We start from the raw sequence: 15518 nt of genomic DNA, 5'->3' as shown, positions 1-15518 counted from the left end.
GCTCAAACCTTCCGACGACGCGGCCGGGGGCGTGATGATGGCCTCATGAGCGATCACGACGAGACCGCGGGCAGCCAGAACGCTTTCGACGAGGAAGCGCGACAGGTACTCGCGGTCGGCGCCCGCGAGGAGAAGCTGCGCCGCCGCTACCCGATCGAGTCGACGTCATTCGAGCGGACCCGGATGGCGCCCTACACCGCATACGCGGCCATGGTCCTCGAAGGTGCCGGCTGGCGGCAGATGTTCCCCGCCCAGCCGAGCGAGGACGAGGCCCGCCTCGATCTGGCCGCGGTCCTGCGCCAGCTGACGGCGCACGCCCCGGCAGGCGCCCGCTACGCCCAGGCCGCCGAGGCCGTCGAGAACGGGGCGGACCAGATCATCATCGGCGAGCGCGTCTACCGCATCGTCCGTGTCGAGCAGACCGTCATCATGACGGAGTACGGGCCCGAGCCCCCGCAGGGTACGGACAGTCCGTTCCCGGAGGAGTTCGACGACCGGGAGTCCGAGCACTGAACCCGCGTGGTCGAATGGCGGGATGAGCGAACGACAGGTATCCGCGCCCCGGGTCCTCGTGGTGCAGAACACTCCGGACGGCGGCCCCCGCCGGGTCGGATCCTGGCTGCGGGACGCCGGGTTGTACCTGGATGTCGTGCACCCCTGGAACGGCGACCCGCTCCCCGAACGGCTCGGGCGCCGTGCCCTGGTCGTACTCGGCGGCGGCTATCTTCCCGACGACGACCAACGCGCACCCTGGCTCCCGGGAACCCGCGCCCTGGTGCGCGAAGCTCTCGACGCAGGCATCCCGATGCTGGGAATCTGCCTGGGCGGACAGCTCCTCGCCCAGGTGGCCGGAGGCACGGTCCAGGGCGGGACGGGGACCCCGGAATGCGGCAGTACGCCGATCCGGCTGCGCGCCGAAGCGGCCGGCGATCCCCTGTTCCAGGGGCTGCCGGGCGTGGTTCCGGCCATCGAACGTCATGTGGACACCATCACCGGGCTGCCACCGGGCAGCACCTGGCTCGCGGAGAGCGACGCCTGCCCCCACCAGGCGTTCCGGGTCGGCGACCGGGCCTGGGGTGTGCAGTTCCACCCGGAGGCAGAAGCCGCGCACATCGCGGCGTGGGACGAGCAGGGGCTCCGCGCCCTCGGATTCGATCCACCCACACTGATCGCCGCGGCGGAGGCGGACGCGCCGTTGTCCGCCGACGTCTGGGGCGAGTTCACCCGCCGCTTCGCCGGTCTGGTCGCCGCCGGAGCGAGTCCGTCCACGGGTGTGCCCGTCGCGACCTGACCCGCTGCGACGGGGAACCCTCTGTCCGAGGTCAGGAGAGTCAGGCGAGCCGGGCCAGGGAGTCCCAGAACATCGACTCGTAACTCTGCAGCAGCCGTCCGTGCCTGCGGGCGACCGTGATGTCGAAGGTGCTGCCTGGTCCGGCGTCAAGTCCTGCCTGTACCGCGGCCGTTGCCTGTGCGTCGAGACCGGGGGCCGGTTGTGCGAAGAAGTCGAAGAATCCGCAGGCCTTGTCGTCGAAGCCGTAATGGGTGCGCAGGCCCTGCGCGATCGTGGCGCAGTAGCCGCCCCAGGCAGCGAAGTTGGCGGTGAGCGCGAGGGCGGCCTCGGCCGGTCTGCCGGTGAGGGCCAGCCTGGCCACGTACGACGGGTAGGCCTGGCAGCCGGCCGTCGGCTCGTACCCGGTGACGTCGGCCTCGTCGAGTCCGCACGCGGCGATCAGTGCGGCCAACTGCTCCAGAGCGGCTTCCTCACCCTCTTCGAGACTCGTGAAGAAGGCCGCGGCGGCGCTCTCCCGGCGCTCCGTGCACCGCACGGCGAGGTGGTGGAAGGAGCTGCGGTCGCTCGCGATGATGTGCCGCTGCTCCAGAGCGAGCGCACGGAGCGCGCCGAGGCGGGCCGTACCCGCCGCGATCAGCGGAACGAGGGGGTTGGCCGCTGCGGCCGGTGCCAGTTCGGCCTTGCCGGCCCTGAGCAGGTCCTGTGCGGTACGCCCCATCTCCGTGCCCCTTCGTTCGCGTACGCAGTCACCGGTTCACACCACGCTACCGGCCGGCCGGACAAGTGCCAGGTCGTCCGGTAGCTGCCGTGCATGTCACGAGCTGCGGTGCCATAATCGAAATGCGCTCGAAAGGCTGAAAGGCGACCCGCCATGACCTGGGCATCGTGGACAACCAGCGGAATCTTCGCAGGACCCGGCGGGGTCCGTACGGAGGAGATCGGCGTGCTGACCGGCGACGTCACGGTGCACACCACGTGGTCGGACGATCAGGTGCAGTTCGCCGTGCAGTACAGCGGCTCCTCGGACTGGTTCACGCTCACCGGCAGTCCTGTGCCCTGTGGCTCCGAAGCGCTCAGCCGCGAACTGCACCAGATGGTGGTCGAGGCGATTCAGGCCGGCGGAGGTGCCACCGCTCTCGCCGCGCAGAGCCTGGCCACGGAAGAATCAGCCACGGACCGCCCCGAGGGTTAGGGCCGCAGCCCGCATCCCGGCGCGCGGTTGTCGCGCGTTAGGGTACGGGGTGCTGACGAGAGCTGCGGGGCCGCGTTCCCTCGATGACGTACGGGTGCTGGACCGCGAAGAAGAGGGTGGGTCCTGGCCGCTGCTCCTCTGGACGCCGGGCCCCGGCAATCGCATGATCTCCAGCGCCGTGCTGGGTGGTGGTCTGGGTGAGCGGCACTGGGTGCTCAACGCCCAGGTCCGTCCAGGCTACGCACGGACGGACAGCGAACGCCACCTGTCCGAACTCGCCGCGCAGGCCGGCGCCACGGGCCCCGGAGTCGGCCTGATGACCGCTGCTTCCGTACGGAACGCCCGTTCAGCCGTGGACGGGGAGGCGCAGGCCCTGGTCACCGCGGGCATCGGGGTGCACGGCTGGGCCGCCGCCCCGGGCATCGGCAGCGCGGCGCCCCTGCCCGCGGGGACGATCAACATCATTGTGGCCGTTCCGGTGCCGCTGACGGATGCGGCGCTGGTGAACGCGGTCGCCACCGCCACCGAGGCCAAGGTCCAGGCGCTGCGTGACGCGGGCGTCGACGCCTCGGGAACGCCCACCGACGCCGTGTGCGTCGCGGCCCGGGATCCGTCGCTCGGCCCGCCCGGTGCCGTGGAGTCCTTCGCGGGACCCCGGTCGCGGTGGGGCGCCCGGATGGCCCGCGCCGTGCACCGCGCCACCTACCTCGCCTGCCTGCCGTCCGACGCGGCGAGGTGAACGAGGCGAGCTGAACGAGGCGAGCTGAGCGAGGTGGTAACGAGGCGCCCCGGCCCGTACGCCCGGTGCGCGACGCCGGCGCTCAGCCGCGCGTTCCGGCGGTGTCGGCAGTGCCGGTGGTGTCGGCCGGCTGCGGCGCGGCAGGTGCGGCGGGCGCGGTCCTGCTCCCGGCGAGGCGACCGGAGAGGCGACGGGCCAGCGGCTCGGTCCAGCGTGCGGTGAGCGGGCCGACGATGACCAGGATGAGTACGTACGCGGTCGCCAGCGGCCCGATGCGGGGCTCGACGCCGACCGCGAGGCCCGCGATCACGATGGAGAACTCGCCGCGGGCGACCAGCGTGCCGCCCGCGCGCCAGCGTCCCGCTGTTCTGATTCCGGCCCGCCGGGCCGCGTACCAGCCGGTGCCGATCTTCGTGAGGACCGTCACGACCGCGAGCAGCAGTGCGGGCAGCAGGACGGGCGGGATGTCGGCGGGGTTGGTGCTCAGGCCGAAGAAGACGAAGAAGACCGCGGCGAACAGGTCGCGCAGCGGGGTGAGCAGGTTGTGGGCGCCTTCGGCGACTTCACCGGAGAGCGCGATACCGACGAGGAACGCACCCACCGCGGCGGAAACCTGCAGTTGCTGGGCGATACCCGCGACGAACAGGGTCAGTCCGAGGACGACGAGGAGCAGCATCTCGGGGTTGTCGGAGGAGACAGCCCGGCTGATGAACCGGCCGTGGCGCAGGGCCACATAGAGAACGGCGCCGACGGTGCCCAGCGAGATCAGCAGGGTGAGACTTCCCCCGGCCAGGCTCAGCCCGGCGAGCATCGCGGTCAGCAGTGGCAGGTAGACGGCCATGGCGAGGTCTTCGATGACCAGGACACCCAGGATGACGGGCGTCTCGCGGTTGCCGAGGCGGCCGAGGTCTCCCAGGACTTTGGCGATGACGCCGGAGGAGGAGATCCAGGTGACCCCGGCGAGGGCGACGGCCGCGACCGGTCCCCAGCCGAGCAGGAGCGCGGCGGCGGCGCCGGGAGTCGCGTTGAGTACGAAGTCGACGATGCCGGACGGGTACTGGGTCTTGAGGTTGGTGACGAGTTCCGATGCGCTGTACTCGAGTCCCAGCAGGAGCAGCAGCAGGATGACGCCTATTTCGGCGCCGGTGGCGGTGAATTCCTCACTGGCGTCCAGGGGGATGAGTCCGCCGTGGCCGAAGGCGAGACCGGCCAGCAGATACAGGGGGATCGGTGAGAACCCGATGCGCCCTGCGAAGCGGCCGAGGAGGCCGAGGGCGAGGATGACCGCCCCGAGTTCGATGAGCAGCGCGGACGTGTTGTGCACAGGCGTCTATCCTCCGGTGATCAGTTCGGCGACGGCGTCCACGCCCTCGCGGGTGCCGACGACAACGAGGGTGTCGCCGCTGGCGAAGCGGAAGTCCGGGGCGGGCGAGGGGAACGCTGCGGTGCGTCGCAGCACGGCGACGACGGAGGCACCGGTCCTGGTACGCGCCTGAGTGGCGCCGAGGGTGCGGCCCGCGTACGGCGACCTCTTGGTGATCAGGACGTGCTCGGTCACCAGATCGATCTCCAGGTACTCCCGGAGATGGGCCACCGGGTCCGGGGTGAGCAGCCTGGACAGCGCGGTCGCTTCGTGCGAGGCCAGCGGGGTCGCGTTGCGGCAGTTGTCGTCGTCCTCGGGGTCGTGGAAGGCGACGATGCGGCGTCCGTCCTGGTGCACCACGACCGAAATGTGCTGTCCGGCCTCGGTGTTGAGGTCGTACCGGGTGCCGACTCCCGGCAGGCTGGTCTTCCGGACGTGCGCGGCGGGTTCCATAGGAGGCTCCATACGGGCATGCAGGGGCGGTGTGCGGGCACAGGTGCGGGAATGGTCGGCGGGCCCGGGGGTGCGGCGTGGACGCTGTCCCGGCCGGCGCCCTCCGGATCACACGAGCCTTCGGCCGGTTCGCAGGAACGGCCCTTGGCCCTGCGAATACTCTAGCGCAGGTCAAGTAATGGTAAACAAGGCGGATTGTGTGCGTAGATTCGGACGATATGGGGGGTGTGGCGCGGACCTGCCGCCGGTACTGGAATGATCGAGGGCATGACTGAACGCGTTATCGCCGCGTGTGACGGGGCGTCGAAAGGAAATCCGGGGCCCGCGGGCTGGGCCTGGGTCATTGCCGACAGTGCGGGGACGCCCGTCCGCTGGGAGGCGGGTCCGCTGGGCACCGCGACCAACAACGTCGCCGAACTGACAGCCCTGGAGCGGCTGTTGGCGGCTGTCGATCCGACGGTTCCGATGGAGATCCGGATGGACTCCCAGTACGCGATGAAAGCGGTCACGACCTGGCTGCCCGGCTGGAAGCGCAAGGGCTGGAAGACCTCTTCCGGCAAGCCGGTCGCCAACCAGGAACTCGTCGTCCGCATCGACACGCTGCTCACGGGGCGCTCCGTCGAGTTCCGCTACGTGCCCGCGCACCAGGTGAACGGCGATCCGCTCAACGACTTCGCCGACCGGGCCGCCAGTCGGACGGCGATCGTGCAGCAGCCCGCGGGCAGCGATCAGGGTTCTCCCGAGCCGCCGGCCTCACCCGACACCGTACGGACGGGCGGCGCGTCCCGTCGCTCCTCCGGTGGGGCGGCGAAGTCGGCAGCGCCGCGGCAGCGCACGTCGACGCGTACGCTCCAGGCCAAGTTCCCCGGCCGCTGCCGGTGCGGTCGCTCGTACGCCACGGGCGAGTCCATCGCCAAGAACACGGACGGCTGGGGTCATCCGGAGTGCCGTACGGCGAGCGGCGCCGAGGCGTAGCGCCTCCTGTGTGGGCCCTACTCCCTGGTCAGGCCTTCACGGGGTGTTCGGTCCGGCCGACCAGATGATCAGCGGGGGCCGGACGGAACCGCAGAGCGGCGCCCCCGCGGCGTCCGTGAGGCGCAGTTCCGCGGTGAGCCGACCGGCCAGGACCGCGGCGTCCAGCACCTCGGTCGGGACCGCGTCGAGCATCAGTTTGGCCCGGCGGAACATGGTGGCGGTACCGGTCCCGTCCGTGGTGGTCCAGGACAGATAGATGAACCGCCCGCCGAAGCGGTGCTGGATGTACGGACCGGCGAGGGTGATGGAATCCGGGGTGACGGTCGTCGTGCAGTCCAGGGTCCACGAGGCGGACGGGCTGTCACCCGCGTGCAGTTCCACTACGTCCTGCGGCCGGTCCTTGGCCTGAACTCCCACCTGGATGTCCACGGCGTCGGCGAAGGCGGCGCTGGTGCGGCCCGGGAGGGCGGTCGCCTCGATGCAGATCTTCATTGCGTGCCCTGTTCTCCCGGACCGAGGGGCCGGGATCGGCCCGATGGCATCAGTTGCCCCAACTCCCAGTAGAGCATCCGTGGCGTCCGGCCCTTCGGTGCGGCCCGGCCCGGCCCCGGTCCCGTGGGGAGATCGGCACATGCTTGTTCCGCGTTCTTCACCCGCCGGATCGACGGCTGTGGCAATGTCCCGGGAACCGCAACCGACGTCAACAGCGCGCTACAGCGCGGCAGTTGGAGAGGACACCCCACATGTCCCGTCTTATGACGACGAGATGGATCACCGCCACCGCGACCGCCTTCGCGGCGGCCGCGGTCCTGAGCGCCGCACCCCCCACGCCGGCCGCGACCCCGGCGCGTGCCACCCCGGCGGCAGCCGCCTCCACGGTGCTGGACGACTCGTACTACGCGGGCGCCGAGGGCAAGACCGGCCCGGCGCTCAAGAGCGCGCTGCACACCATCATCAGCGTGCAGTCGAAGGTCACCTACGCCCAGGTCTGGGACGCCCTGGACCACACGGACCAGGATCCCGCCAACGCGTCCGACGTGATCGAGCTGTACACCGGCCGGTCCATACCCAAGACCAGCCAGGGCGGCAGCACGGGCGACTGGAACCGGGAGCACGTCTGGGCCAAGTCGCACGGCGACTTCGGCACCGCCACCGGCCCGGGTACCGACCTGCACCATCTGCGGCCCGCGGATGTCGCGGTGAACGGCATCCGGGGGAACAAGGACTTCGACAACGGCGGCACGGCGGTCGCCGGTGCTCCCGGCAACTACACCGATTCCGACTCCTTCGAGCCGAGGGACGCGGTCAAGGGCGATGTCGCACGCATGATCCTCTACATGGCGGTGCGGTACGACGGCGGTGACGGCTTCCCCGACCTGGAGCCCAACGACAAGGTGAACAACGGCTCTGCGCCCGCCATCGGACGCATCAGCGTACTGAAGCAGTGGAGCGACCAGGACCCGCCGGACGCCTTCGAGAAGAACCGCAACGACGTGATCTACAACGACTACCAGCACAACCGCAACCCGTTCATCGACCACCCCGAATGGGTCGACGCCATCTGGTGATCACGGACGCCGTCCGGTGATCACGGCTGGGGCGGGCCGGTCTCCTCGCGGAGGTTACCGGCCCGCACCTCGCGCGCCCTCGTTGCCGTCCTTGGACGTGTGGGCGATGCATTCGACGTCGATCTGGTCGGCGAGTTTGGCCAGTTCGATGGTCAGGGCGGCCACGGTGTTCTCGTCGGCGTTCGACGCGTCGTCGCGTACCGCCTGGAGCCAGCCGGCGCCCAGCGTCCGCAGCATGTGGCTCACGTCGGCCGCTGCCACGTGCAGGACACCCTGTTCATCAGGGACCAGGGCAAGCATGACGTCACGGTTCACAGTCTCTCCGCCTCCAGTGTCTGCGGAATTCTCCGCAAAGCGACTCTAATGACACCTTGTGCCCCCGCGTGGGACATGAGGTCCATGCCCTCCGCGGGTGCGGGCGATGCACGGTGGCCCCACCGGGTCCGTGTTCCCGCTGCTGTCACGGGTATCTCCGCCGATATGGTGTGCGGGCCGGAAAAGGCGGGCCGGGAGATACCCTCCGGCCGCGTGCCTGCCTCATAATCTCGTCCCATGCGCCTGAATCCCGTGGAACCCGATTCCGTACGCCCGTCCGCGGTGTGGAACGAGGCGGTCCGTGAGTTCCTCAGGACGCGGCAGGGGCAGGCGCTCTCCACCCACGAGAGCGCGGAGTACCAGCGTCTCCGGGAGGGTTACATCCGCGCGGTGCGGCACGAGTCCGGCGACGGCGCCGACGCTCAGCCCTGACCCTCGGAGCGTCGGCGCCGGATGACGACGATGTCGATCGCCGCCACGATCGCCAGGACACCGCAGATGACGGCCAGGGTCACCAGGAACCCCGGGCCGGGCGATCCGGCCGGTGCGGAGACGGCCCACAGGGAGAACCCGGCGGCCCCTGCGGCGAATACGGGAAGCGCGGTGACCGAGAGCACCAGGCGCAGCCCCAGCGCGCTGTACGCGGTCAGCGGCTCGGTTCCGGTCCGGACCCGTCCCGGGCCGAGGAGTACAGGATGGTGGTGGTGGGTCGGAACGGTGTTCCGGCCGCCCAGCGCAGCACGGTGAGACATGAGTCCCCTTCCTGGCAGCGGCCTCTCCCGTTGAGGGGCGCGGCCGGAGCCTTCCGGTCCTCTTCCACCAGTGTGCTCCGCCACTGCCGGACCGGGCCACCCCGTACGCGAGGGGGCGGCCCGGTCCGGCCAGGTCCTAGCGGATCCGGGCGACGGCGGAGTAGATGCCGCTGCCTTCCGGCTGCGGGGCGGAGCCGTCCTTGAACCATTCCGGGGCCGTCACCAGTCCCGGCCCGACCAGGTCGAGCCCGTCGAAGAACCGGGCGACCTCGTCACGGGTGCGGAATCCCAGCCGCATGCCGCCCTTCGCGTACTCCGCGGTGACCATCGCCGCCAGTTCCGAGTACAGATCGGACGCGGCATGGGACATCACCAGGTAACTGCCGGACGGCAGGGTGTCGACCAGGGTGCGGACGATGCCGTACGGATCCTGGTCGTCCGGGACGAAGTGCATGAGCGCGATGAGGGAGAGCGCGATCGGCCGGTCGAAGTCGAGGAAGCCCCTGGCGTGGTCGATGATCGACTGCGGTTCGCGCACATCGGCCTGGATGTAGTCGGTGGCGCCCTCCGGCCGGCTGATCAGCAGGGCCTCGGCGTGACGCAGCACGATGGGGTCGTTGTCCGTGTAGACGATCCGGGCCGAAGGGGTGGTCCGCTGGACGATCTGGTGCAGGTTCGGCCGGGTCGGGATGCCGGTGCCTATGTCGAGGAACTGATCGATGCCACTGCCCGCCAGCCAGGCGGCGGCGCGGTGCATGAACTCACGGTTCTGCCGGGCGGCATCCTTCGCCTCGGTGGGGAGTTGTTCCCCCACCTCCTGGTCGACGGGGTAGTTGTCCTTGCCGCCCAGGAGCCAGTCGTACACCCGCGCGGGATGAGGCTTGCTCGTGTCGATCCGGGGCGTGGGTGTGGCTGCCGTCATGACGGACTCCGTTGCGCGAGGAGTGGATGAGAGAGGCGGGAACAGGCCGGGGGAGGGGGTGCCGGGCGAGCGACTGCCGTACCGGGTCCCGCGGCCGGGCGGGCACTGCCGCCGCCGTTCCCCCACCGCGGAGACTCGAACAGCTCACTCACATCCCACCGCAACCCGACCGACCAGCGCCTTGTCGGCGAAGTCTGCCACAGCAACTCGGCCGTGGCCGCACGGCGTTGACCTCCGGGTTCCGGCCCGTCCCGGCCGCCGGGCACGGCGCCGGTGTTCGACGGCCCCGAGGACGGCCGCGAGGACCGCACGCGGGTTCACAGCTGCCGCTTTCGCGGGACGCAGACACGGGTGGTCGCCGGATCGTCCGGGCGTTCCCGTTCGTACAGCGCGACGACCGGGCGGCCGAGCGCGTACCGCTCGACGACCACCGGGACCACGACGGCGCTCCACAGTGCGATGACCAGACCCGCCCCGGGCGACGCAGTGGCCGACGGCGGACCACTGCGACGTCGTCAGACGGCCCACGATCCACCCGGCCGGTTCGCCCGGCACGACATCGCCCGAGTCGACGGCGTCCCGCCGGCCCGTGGCGAACGCCAGACCCGCCAGCACCACCGGGACACCCGCCGAGGCCCGGTGCAGATAGCGGCGGGACATCAGGGCCAGCAGGACACCCCCGCCGTGCCCGTCACGGGTGCGACGCTCGCCAGGTCGTTGGAGGCGCAGCCTTCGTCGTCGCAGCTCCAGACGGTGTGTGACGCCTCGGCCGAACTGATGCGGGGCGTGAACGGGGGTACGGATACCACACCCGTCGGAGACCCGGGCACGTGTGGTGGATGGGGTCCCTGAGGCGAACGTGACAGGATGTCCCTATGTCTACCAACGTATTCTTCGACGTCACCATCGATGAGCAGCCCGCCGGACGGATCGTCTTCGAGCTGTTCGACGACATCGTCCCCAAGACCGCCCAGAACTTCCGCGAGCTGGCCACCGGCGAGCACGGCTTCGGCTACGCGGGCTCGCCCTTCCACCGCGTGATCCCCGACTTCATGCTCCAGGGTGGCGACTTCACCCGGGGCAACGGCACGGGCGGCAAGAGCATCTACGGCGAGAAGTTCGCCGACGAGAACTTCACGCTGAAGCACGACCGTCCGTTCCTGCTGTCCATGGCGAACGCCGGGGCCAACACCAACGGCTCCCAGTTCTTCATCACCACGGTGGTGACGTCGTGGCTGGACGGCAAGCACGTCGTGTTCGGCGAGGTCGTCGAGGGCCAGGACCTGGTCAGGAAGATCGAGGCGCTGGGCTCCCGCTCCGGCGCGACCAGCTCGAAGATCGCCGTCTCGGCTTCCGGGACCGTCGAGAAGTAGTCCCGGATCCGGTCCGGCGAGGACCGGGATCCCGATGGGCACCCGAAGTGTCTCCGTGACCGCTGTCGCCCACGCGGTCACGGAGACACCGCCCTTTCCCCGCCGCGCACCACGCGCCCCCGCATCGCGCTCCGGCTTCGGCGCTCCGGCTTCGGCCCACCGGCCTCCGTCAGGCGGCCGTGTCCTCCGCGTTCCGTCCGGCGATCGCCAGGATGGCCATGTCGTCCTGGCGGGTGCCGCCCGTCCAGCGTGTGACATCCGCGGTCAGCGCGTCGATCAGCGAAGCGGGATCCGTGAACCGGTGACCCGCGAGCCGGGAGGTGCACGGGTCGTAGAAGACGCCGTCGCGGTTCCGCGCCTCGGTCACTCCGTCGGTGATCATCAGGAGCATCGCAGTCGGCGGCAGCCGCAGGACATCGACCTGCGCGTCGTCCTCCGGAGTCGCCGGGCCCGCCAGCCGCATACCGAGCGGTAGTTGCGGGACGGTCGGGTCCAGCCGGAGCAGCCGCCCCCCGTCGAGCAGGTACGGGGCGGGGTGCCCCCGGTTCACCAGCCGCAGCACGCCGCCGTCGGGTGAGACCTCGGCCAGCACCACGGTGGTGAAATCCTCACCGGCGATCTCCCGGCTGCTGCGCTCCGCCTCCCTGGACAGCGCCTCGTCCAGCTGGTGCGCCAGCTCCGCGAGGCTGGAGGCACGCTCGGCCTCCTGGCGGAACGCCCCGACGGTGACCGAGACCGACGAGATGGCCTGGAGTCCCTTGCCCCGTACGTCGCCGATCATCATGCGCACGCCGAACGGGGTGTCCTGTACAGCGAAGAGATCGCCGCCGATCCGGGCCTCTGTCTCGGCGGCCGTGTACCCCGCGGCCACTGCCAGGTGACCGGCGTGCGTCGGAGGATCCGGAAGTACGGCCCGTTGCAGGGCCTCGGCGACGTCTCTGGCCACCGCGAGATCGCGCCCCTGGCGTTCCATGAGCCGGTTGACCAGGACGGCCAGCACCCCGATGAGCGCGACGACCGCCAGATCGACGAAGTTCGCCGAGAGTGGACGGGCGTGGTGGTAGTCCAGCGTCACCGAGGCCACGCAGGCCAGACCCCCGAAGACGACGGTCGCGCGGAGCGACAGCATCGCTCCCGCGATCATCGGCGATGCGGCCAGCAACGGGAGGCCCATGTAGGGCTGGGGCGCGGTGAGATCGAGCAGTGCTCCAGCGATCAGGGAGAGCGCCGCCAGTGCCCACGGCACCTTCACCGAAGTGGGTGAGAGTCCCTTCACCTGCTGCTCCCTGCTGCCCGGGGTGGTTCCGTCCGTGGCCACCGACGAAGAGTCGGATCATGCCAGGAACCCGCACGAAACGGGACGAAGGCGCGCGAAAGCCGCCCGGTCCGCTGGCGACGGGGGCCGGTGCCGTCCCGGTCGGCGGGCATCCGGCCCCCGTCGTTCGTCGCCTCAAGTCCGGTGTCCGGAGGGAGGGTTACGGCACCTGCGCGGGGCCGGTCGCGGGGGAGACTCCCGGAGAGGGGGCGACCGGACCGGCGAGCACCCGGGCCCGGCAGGCGGACGGTGTGCCCCAGGCCGAGCGCAGCGCGCGGGCCTTGCGGATCCACAGCGACAGGTCGTACTCGGCGGTGTAGCCGATGGCGCCGTGCAGTTGCAGGGCGGTACGGGCCGCCGCGTACGCCGCTTCGCCCGCCGCCACCTTCGCGGCGGCGATCTCCGCCCCGGCGTCGGCCGACTTCCCGGACAGGGCCACCGCGGCGCCGTGCACCAGCGGACGGGCGAACTCCAGGCCGATGAGGGCGTCCGCGAGCCGGTGCTTGACGGCCTGGAAGGCGCCGATGGTGGTGGAGAACTGGGTGCGCTGCTTGGCGTAGGCGACGGTCCTCTCGACCAGGGCGAGGCCGACCCCCAGCGTCTGGGCGGCGGTGGCGAACGCGGCCCAGTCGGCGGCGGCCGTGGCCGCCGCCTCGACGGCCGGGCTGATGGCGAGCGTCGCACCGGTGCCGGGCAGCGGGCGGGCGAGGCGCCGCGCCGGGTCGAGCGAAGGCTGAACAGGCCCGTGTCCGGCGGTCGTTCGCAGTTCGGCGGTTCCGGGCGCGTCGGCGCCGGTCACCACGAAGGTGACGTCGGCCGCGTCCGCGTCCAGGGCGTACGGCCCGCCCTCCGCCAGCGCCAGGGACACCATGGCCTGCCCGGAGGCGATCCGGGGCAACCACGCGTCTGCCGCGGCGGTGTCTCCGCGCTCGGCCAGACCGCCGAGGAGCACACCGGCCGCGACGCTCTCCACGAGCGGCCCCGGCACCGCGTGCCGCCCCAGTTCGACGAAGGACACGGCGAGTTCGACGGGCAGCAGCCCCATGCCGTCCTGCGCTTCGGGTACGGCCAGGGCGAACACTCCCGCCTCGGCGATCCGGGCCCACAGGGCGCGCCCCCGGCCGGTGTCGCCGTCGCCCCAGGCGCGTACGGCCGCGGGGGTGTCGGCGGCCGTCAGCATGCGGTCCAGGGTCCGCCCGAACTCGGCCTGCTCGTCGTCCAGCAGGAACTTCATGACCGGCGTCCTTTCGGCAGGCCCAGCAGCCGCTCGGCGATGATGTCGCGCTGGATCTCATTGGTGCCCGCGTAGATGGGCCCGGCCAGCGAGAAGGTGTATCCGTCGGCCCAACTGCCGTCGGCGGGGGCCTCCCCGGCCTCGTCGGACAGCTCGCCGCGCGGGCCCAGCAGATCGAGCGCCGTCTCGTGCAGGCTGATGTCCAGCTCCGACCAGAAGACCTTGTTCAGGCTGGACTCGGCGCCGATGGAGCCGCCCGCGGCGATGCGCGAGGCGTTGGCGTAGGTGAAGAGCCGATAGGCGCGGGAGCGGATCACGGCGTCGGCCACCCGGTCGCGCAGCGCGGTGTCCGCGGGGTCGGCCTCGTCCCGCCAGAGGGCGGTGAGCTTCTCGGCCGCGGCGGTGAACCGGCCGGGGCTGCGCAGGGTCAGACCGCGTTCGTTCCCCGCGGTGCTCATCGCCACCTGCCAGCCGCGGCCGGGCTCGCCGATGACGTCCTCGTCGGGGACGAAGACGTCGTCGAGGAAGAGTTCGGCGAAGGCGGGCTTCCCGTCGAGGCGGCCGACGGGTCGTACGGTCACGCCCTTCGCGTCGAGCGGGAACATCAGATAGGTGAGGCCCCGGTGCGGCCGGTCCGCCCCGGGATCGCTGCGGAAGAGCCCGAAGGCGCGGTCGGCGAAGGCGGCCCGCGACGACCAGGCCTTCTGGCCGTTGAGCAGCCAGCCGCCTGCCACCCGCACGGCGGTGGAACGCAACGACGCCAGGTCCGACCCGGACTCCGGCTCGGACCAGGCCTGCGCCCAGATCACCTCACCGCTCGCCATCGCGGGCAGGATCCTGGCCCGCTGCTCGGGGCTGCCGTGCTCGAAGAGGGTGGGGGCGAGGAGGTTGATGCCGTTCTGGCTGACGCGGCCCGGTGCCCCCGCCGCGTAGTACTCCTCCTCGAAGATCAGCCAGTGCAGGATCGACGCGCCCCGGCCGCCCTGCTCCACGGGCCAGGAGACCGCCGACCAGCGGCCCGTCGACAGGGTGCGTTCCCAGGCGCGGTGGGCGGCGAAGCCCTCGGCCGTTTCCAGGGAGGGCAGCGGGCGGGCCGGGACGTGCGCGGCGAGCCAGTCGCGGGCCTCGGCCCGGAAGGCGTCGTCCTCGGTGGTGAAGTCGAGGTCCATCAGCGTCCCGCCTTCTTCATCGCGCCGATGTCCATACCGCCGAGGGAGTCGGCCGCGGTCTCGGCGTTGTGCGCGTGGGCCAGGTGGTGGAGACCGAAGACCGAGTCCAGGCCGGTGTGCAGGCCCTGGAGGTCCTCGGCCTGGTTGACCGCGCGCTTGGCCAGGGCCAGGCCCATCCGCGGCATCTCTGCGACCCGGGAGGCCAGTTCATGGGTGCGGGCGGTGAGTTCGGTGCCGGGCACGACGCGGTTGACCATGCCGAGCTCGTAGGCACGGCGGGCGCTCATCCGCTCCCCGGTGAAGAGGAACTCCTTCGCGATGCGTGGCGGCATCACCCACGGGTGGGCGAAGTACTCGACACCCGGGATGCCCATCCGCACGACCGGGTCCGCGAAGAAGGCGTCCTCGGAGGCGACGATCAGGTCGCAGATCCAGGCGAGCATCAGACCGCCGGCCACGCAGGCCCCCTGTACGGAGGCGATCATCGGCTTCGGCAGCTCGCGCCACCGTCGGCACATGCCCAGGTAGACCTCGGACTCCCGGGCGAAACGGCTCTCGGCCCCGGTCTTGTCCGAGTGGTCCCACCAGAGACCCGCTGTGCGGTCGAAGGGCAGGTGGGCGTCGCGCTCCGGCGTGCCGATGTCGTGGCCCGCGGAGAAGTGCTCGCCCGCGCCGGCCAGCACGACGGCCTTGACCTCGCTGTCGTCGGCCGCGCGGTAGAAGGCGCGGTCGAGGGCGTAGGTCATCGCGGAGTTCTGGGCGTTGCGGTAGTCCGGGCGGTTCATGGTGACGAGGGCGACCGGGCCCTGCCGCTCGTAACGCACCACGGACGGCTGGTGATCGGCGGTCATCGGCGA

General features: G+C 71.1%; 21 protein-coding genes. 9 read left to right on the top strand and 12 right to left on the bottom strand.

Annotated elements, in window-relative coordinates; translation table 11 throughout:
- The first annotated feature begins 45 nt into the window (after positions 1-45).
- Together NBY69_RS10220 and NBY69_RS10215 are read left to right on the top strand one after the other, a co-directional pair.
- A complete protein-coding gene (locus tag NBY69_RS10220) occupies positions 46-513 on the top strand; it encodes a DUF5954 family protein (RefSeq protein ID WP_250300179.1) in 468 nt (155 codons plus the stop codon).
- Positions 514-535: 22 nt separating this feature from the next.
- Complete coding sequence (locus NBY69_RS10215) at positions 536-1291, top strand: type 1 glutamine amidotransferase (protein ID WP_250300177.1); 756 nt, start codon at positions 536-538, stop codon at positions 1289-1291.
- A 40-nt stretch (positions 1292-1331) separates the two neighbouring features.
- On the opposite strand, the gene NBY69_RS10210 is transcribed toward NBY69_RS10215, so the two are convergent.
- Entirely contained in the window at positions 1332-2009 is a 678-nt protein-coding gene (locus NBY69_RS10210) for a transcriptional regulator (RefSeq protein ID WP_250300175.1), read from the bottom strand.
- A 153-nt stretch (positions 2010-2162) separates the two neighbouring features.
- Here NBY69_RS10210 and NBY69_RS10205 point away from each other — a divergent pair, with 153 nt between their 5' ends.
- Together NBY69_RS10205 and NBY69_RS10200 are read left to right on the top strand one after the other, a co-directional pair.
- The gene (locus NBY69_RS10205; RefSeq protein ID WP_250300172.1) at positions 2163-2483 is read left to right on the top strand and encodes a hypothetical protein; all 321 of its coding nucleotides are present in this window, start codon (positions 2163-2165) and stop codon (positions 2481-2483) included.
- 49 nt (positions 2484-2532) lie between these two features.
- Entirely contained in the window at positions 2533-3222 is a 690-nt protein-coding gene (locus NBY69_RS10200) for an adenosylcobinamide amidohydrolase (RefSeq protein ID WP_374211252.1), read from the top strand.
- Positions 3223-3304: 82 nt separating this feature from the next.
- Here the strand turns inward: NBY69_RS10200 and NBY69_RS10195 are convergent, their stop codons facing one another.
- Both NBY69_RS10195 and NBY69_RS10190 read right to left on the bottom strand, forming a co-directional pair.
- Positions 3305-4546, bottom strand: coding sequence for a cation:proton antiporter (locus tag NBY69_RS10195; RefSeq protein WP_250300170.1), 1242 nt, complete (start codon positions 4544-4546; stop codon positions 3305-3307).
- A 6-nt stretch (positions 4547-4552) separates the two neighbouring features.
- Complete coding sequence (locus NBY69_RS10190) at positions 4553-5038, bottom strand: cation:proton antiporter regulatory subunit (protein ID WP_250300169.1); 486 nt, start codon at positions 5036-5038, stop codon at positions 4553-4555.
- A gap of 255 nt (positions 5039-5293) precedes the next feature.
- Between NBY69_RS10190 and NBY69_RS10185 the strand changes: the two genes are divergently transcribed.
- A complete protein-coding gene (locus tag NBY69_RS10185) occupies positions 5294-6013 on the top strand; it encodes a ribonuclease H (protein ID WP_250300167.1) in 720 nt (239 codons plus the stop codon).
- Positions 6014-6049: 36 nt separating this feature from the next.
- On the opposite strand, the gene NBY69_RS10180 is transcribed toward NBY69_RS10185, so the two are convergent.
- Positions 6050-6505, bottom strand: coding sequence for a DUF5990 family protein (locus NBY69_RS10180; RefSeq protein ID WP_250300166.1), 456 nt, complete (start codon positions 6503-6505; stop codon positions 6050-6052).
- A 251-nt stretch (positions 6506-6756) separates the two neighbouring features.
- On the opposite strand from NBY69_RS10180, the gene NBY69_RS10175 reads away from it, so the two are divergent.
- Positions 6757-7581, top strand: a complete 825-nt coding sequence (locus NBY69_RS10175) for an endonuclease I family protein (protein WP_374211251.1) — start codon at positions 6757-6759, stop codon at positions 7579-7581.
- A 54-nt stretch (positions 7582-7635) separates the two neighbouring features.
- On the opposite strand, the gene NBY69_RS10170 is transcribed toward NBY69_RS10175, so the two are convergent.
- Positions 7636-7896, bottom strand: coding sequence for a DUF6213 family protein (locus NBY69_RS10170; protein WP_250300163.1), 261 nt, complete (start codon positions 7894-7896; stop codon positions 7636-7638).
- 237 nt (positions 7897-8133) lie between these two features.
- Here NBY69_RS10170 and NBY69_RS10165 point away from each other — a divergent pair, with 237 nt between their 5' ends.
- Positions 8134-8328: a hypothetical protein gene (locus NBY69_RS10165; RefSeq protein WP_250300162.1), complete on the top strand. Its 195-nt coding sequence runs from the start codon at positions 8134-8136 to the stop codon at positions 8326-8328.
- Here the strand turns inward: NBY69_RS10165 and NBY69_RS10160 are convergent.
- The 3 genes from NBY69_RS10160 to NBY69_RS37320 all read right to left on the bottom strand — a co-directional run bounded on the left by NBY69_RS10160 (position 8319) and on the right by NBY69_RS37320 (position 10010).
- Complete coding sequence (locus NBY69_RS10160) at positions 8319-8648, bottom strand: DUF6343 family protein (RefSeq protein ID WP_250300159.1); 330 nt, start codon at positions 8646-8648, stop codon at positions 8319-8321. The genes NBY69_RS10165 and NBY69_RS10160 overlap by 10 nt on opposite strands.
- Positions 8649-8784: 136 nt before the next feature.
- Positions 8785-9570 (bottom strand): SAM-dependent methyltransferase, encoded by a 786-nt coding sequence (locus NBY69_RS10155; RefSeq protein WP_250300157.1) that lies wholly within the window; start codon positions 9568-9570, stop codon positions 8785-8787.
- A 317-nt stretch (positions 9571-9887) separates the two neighbouring features.
- The gene (locus NBY69_RS37320; RefSeq protein ID WP_266644466.1) at positions 9888-10010 is read right to left on the bottom strand and encodes a hypothetical protein; all 123 of its coding nucleotides are present in this window, start codon (positions 10008-10010) and stop codon (positions 9888-9890) included.
- 19 nt (positions 10011-10029) lie between these two features.
- On the opposite strand from NBY69_RS37320, the gene NBY69_RS10150 reads away from it, so the two are divergent.
- Both NBY69_RS10150 and NBY69_RS10145 read left to right on the top strand, forming a co-directional pair.
- The gene (locus tag NBY69_RS10150; protein WP_250300156.1) at positions 10030-10422 is read left to right on the top strand and encodes a hypothetical protein; all 393 of its coding nucleotides are present in this window, start codon (positions 10030-10032) and stop codon (positions 10420-10422) included.
- Positions 10423-10445: 23 nt separating this feature from the next.
- Positions 10446-10943: a peptidylprolyl isomerase gene (locus NBY69_RS10145; protein ID WP_250300155.1), complete on the top strand. Its 498-nt coding sequence runs from the start codon at positions 10446-10448 to the stop codon at positions 10941-10943.
- A 169-nt stretch (positions 10944-11112) separates the two neighbouring features.
- Here the strand turns inward: NBY69_RS10145 and NBY69_RS10140 are convergent, their stop codons facing one another.
- From NBY69_RS10140 to NBY69_RS10125, 4 genes are all read right to left on the bottom strand, one after another.
- Positions 11113-12261 (bottom strand): PP2C family protein-serine/threonine phosphatase, encoded by a 1149-nt coding sequence (locus tag NBY69_RS10140; protein WP_250300153.1) that lies wholly within the window; start codon positions 12259-12261, stop codon positions 11113-11115.
- A gap of 157 nt (positions 12262-12418) precedes the next feature.
- Positions 12419-13492, bottom strand: a complete 1074-nt coding sequence (locus NBY69_RS10135; protein ID WP_250300151.1) for an acyl-CoA dehydrogenase family protein — start codon at positions 13490-13492, stop codon at positions 12419-12421.
- A complete protein-coding gene (locus NBY69_RS10130) occupies positions 13489-14661 on the bottom strand; it encodes an acyl-CoA dehydrogenase family protein (RefSeq protein WP_250300149.1) in 1173 nt (390 codons plus the stop codon). Before NBY69_RS10130 ends, NBY69_RS10135 begins: the two co-directional genes overlap by 4 nt.
- Complete coding sequence (locus tag NBY69_RS10125; protein ID WP_250300147.1) at positions 14661-15512, bottom strand: enoyl-CoA hydratase; 852 nt, start codon at positions 15510-15512, stop codon at positions 14661-14663. The genes NBY69_RS10130 and NBY69_RS10125 overlap by 1 nt, the downstream gene beginning before the upstream one ends.
- Positions 15513-15518 lie beyond the last annotated feature (6 nt).

It is taken from the genome of Streptomyces sp. A 4/2, assembly GCF_940670765.1.
Taxonomy (GTDB): Bacteria; Actinomycetota; Actinomycetes; order Streptomycetales; family Streptomycetaceae; genus Streptomyces.
This window is presented reverse-complemented; position numbering and strand designations above follow the sequence as displayed.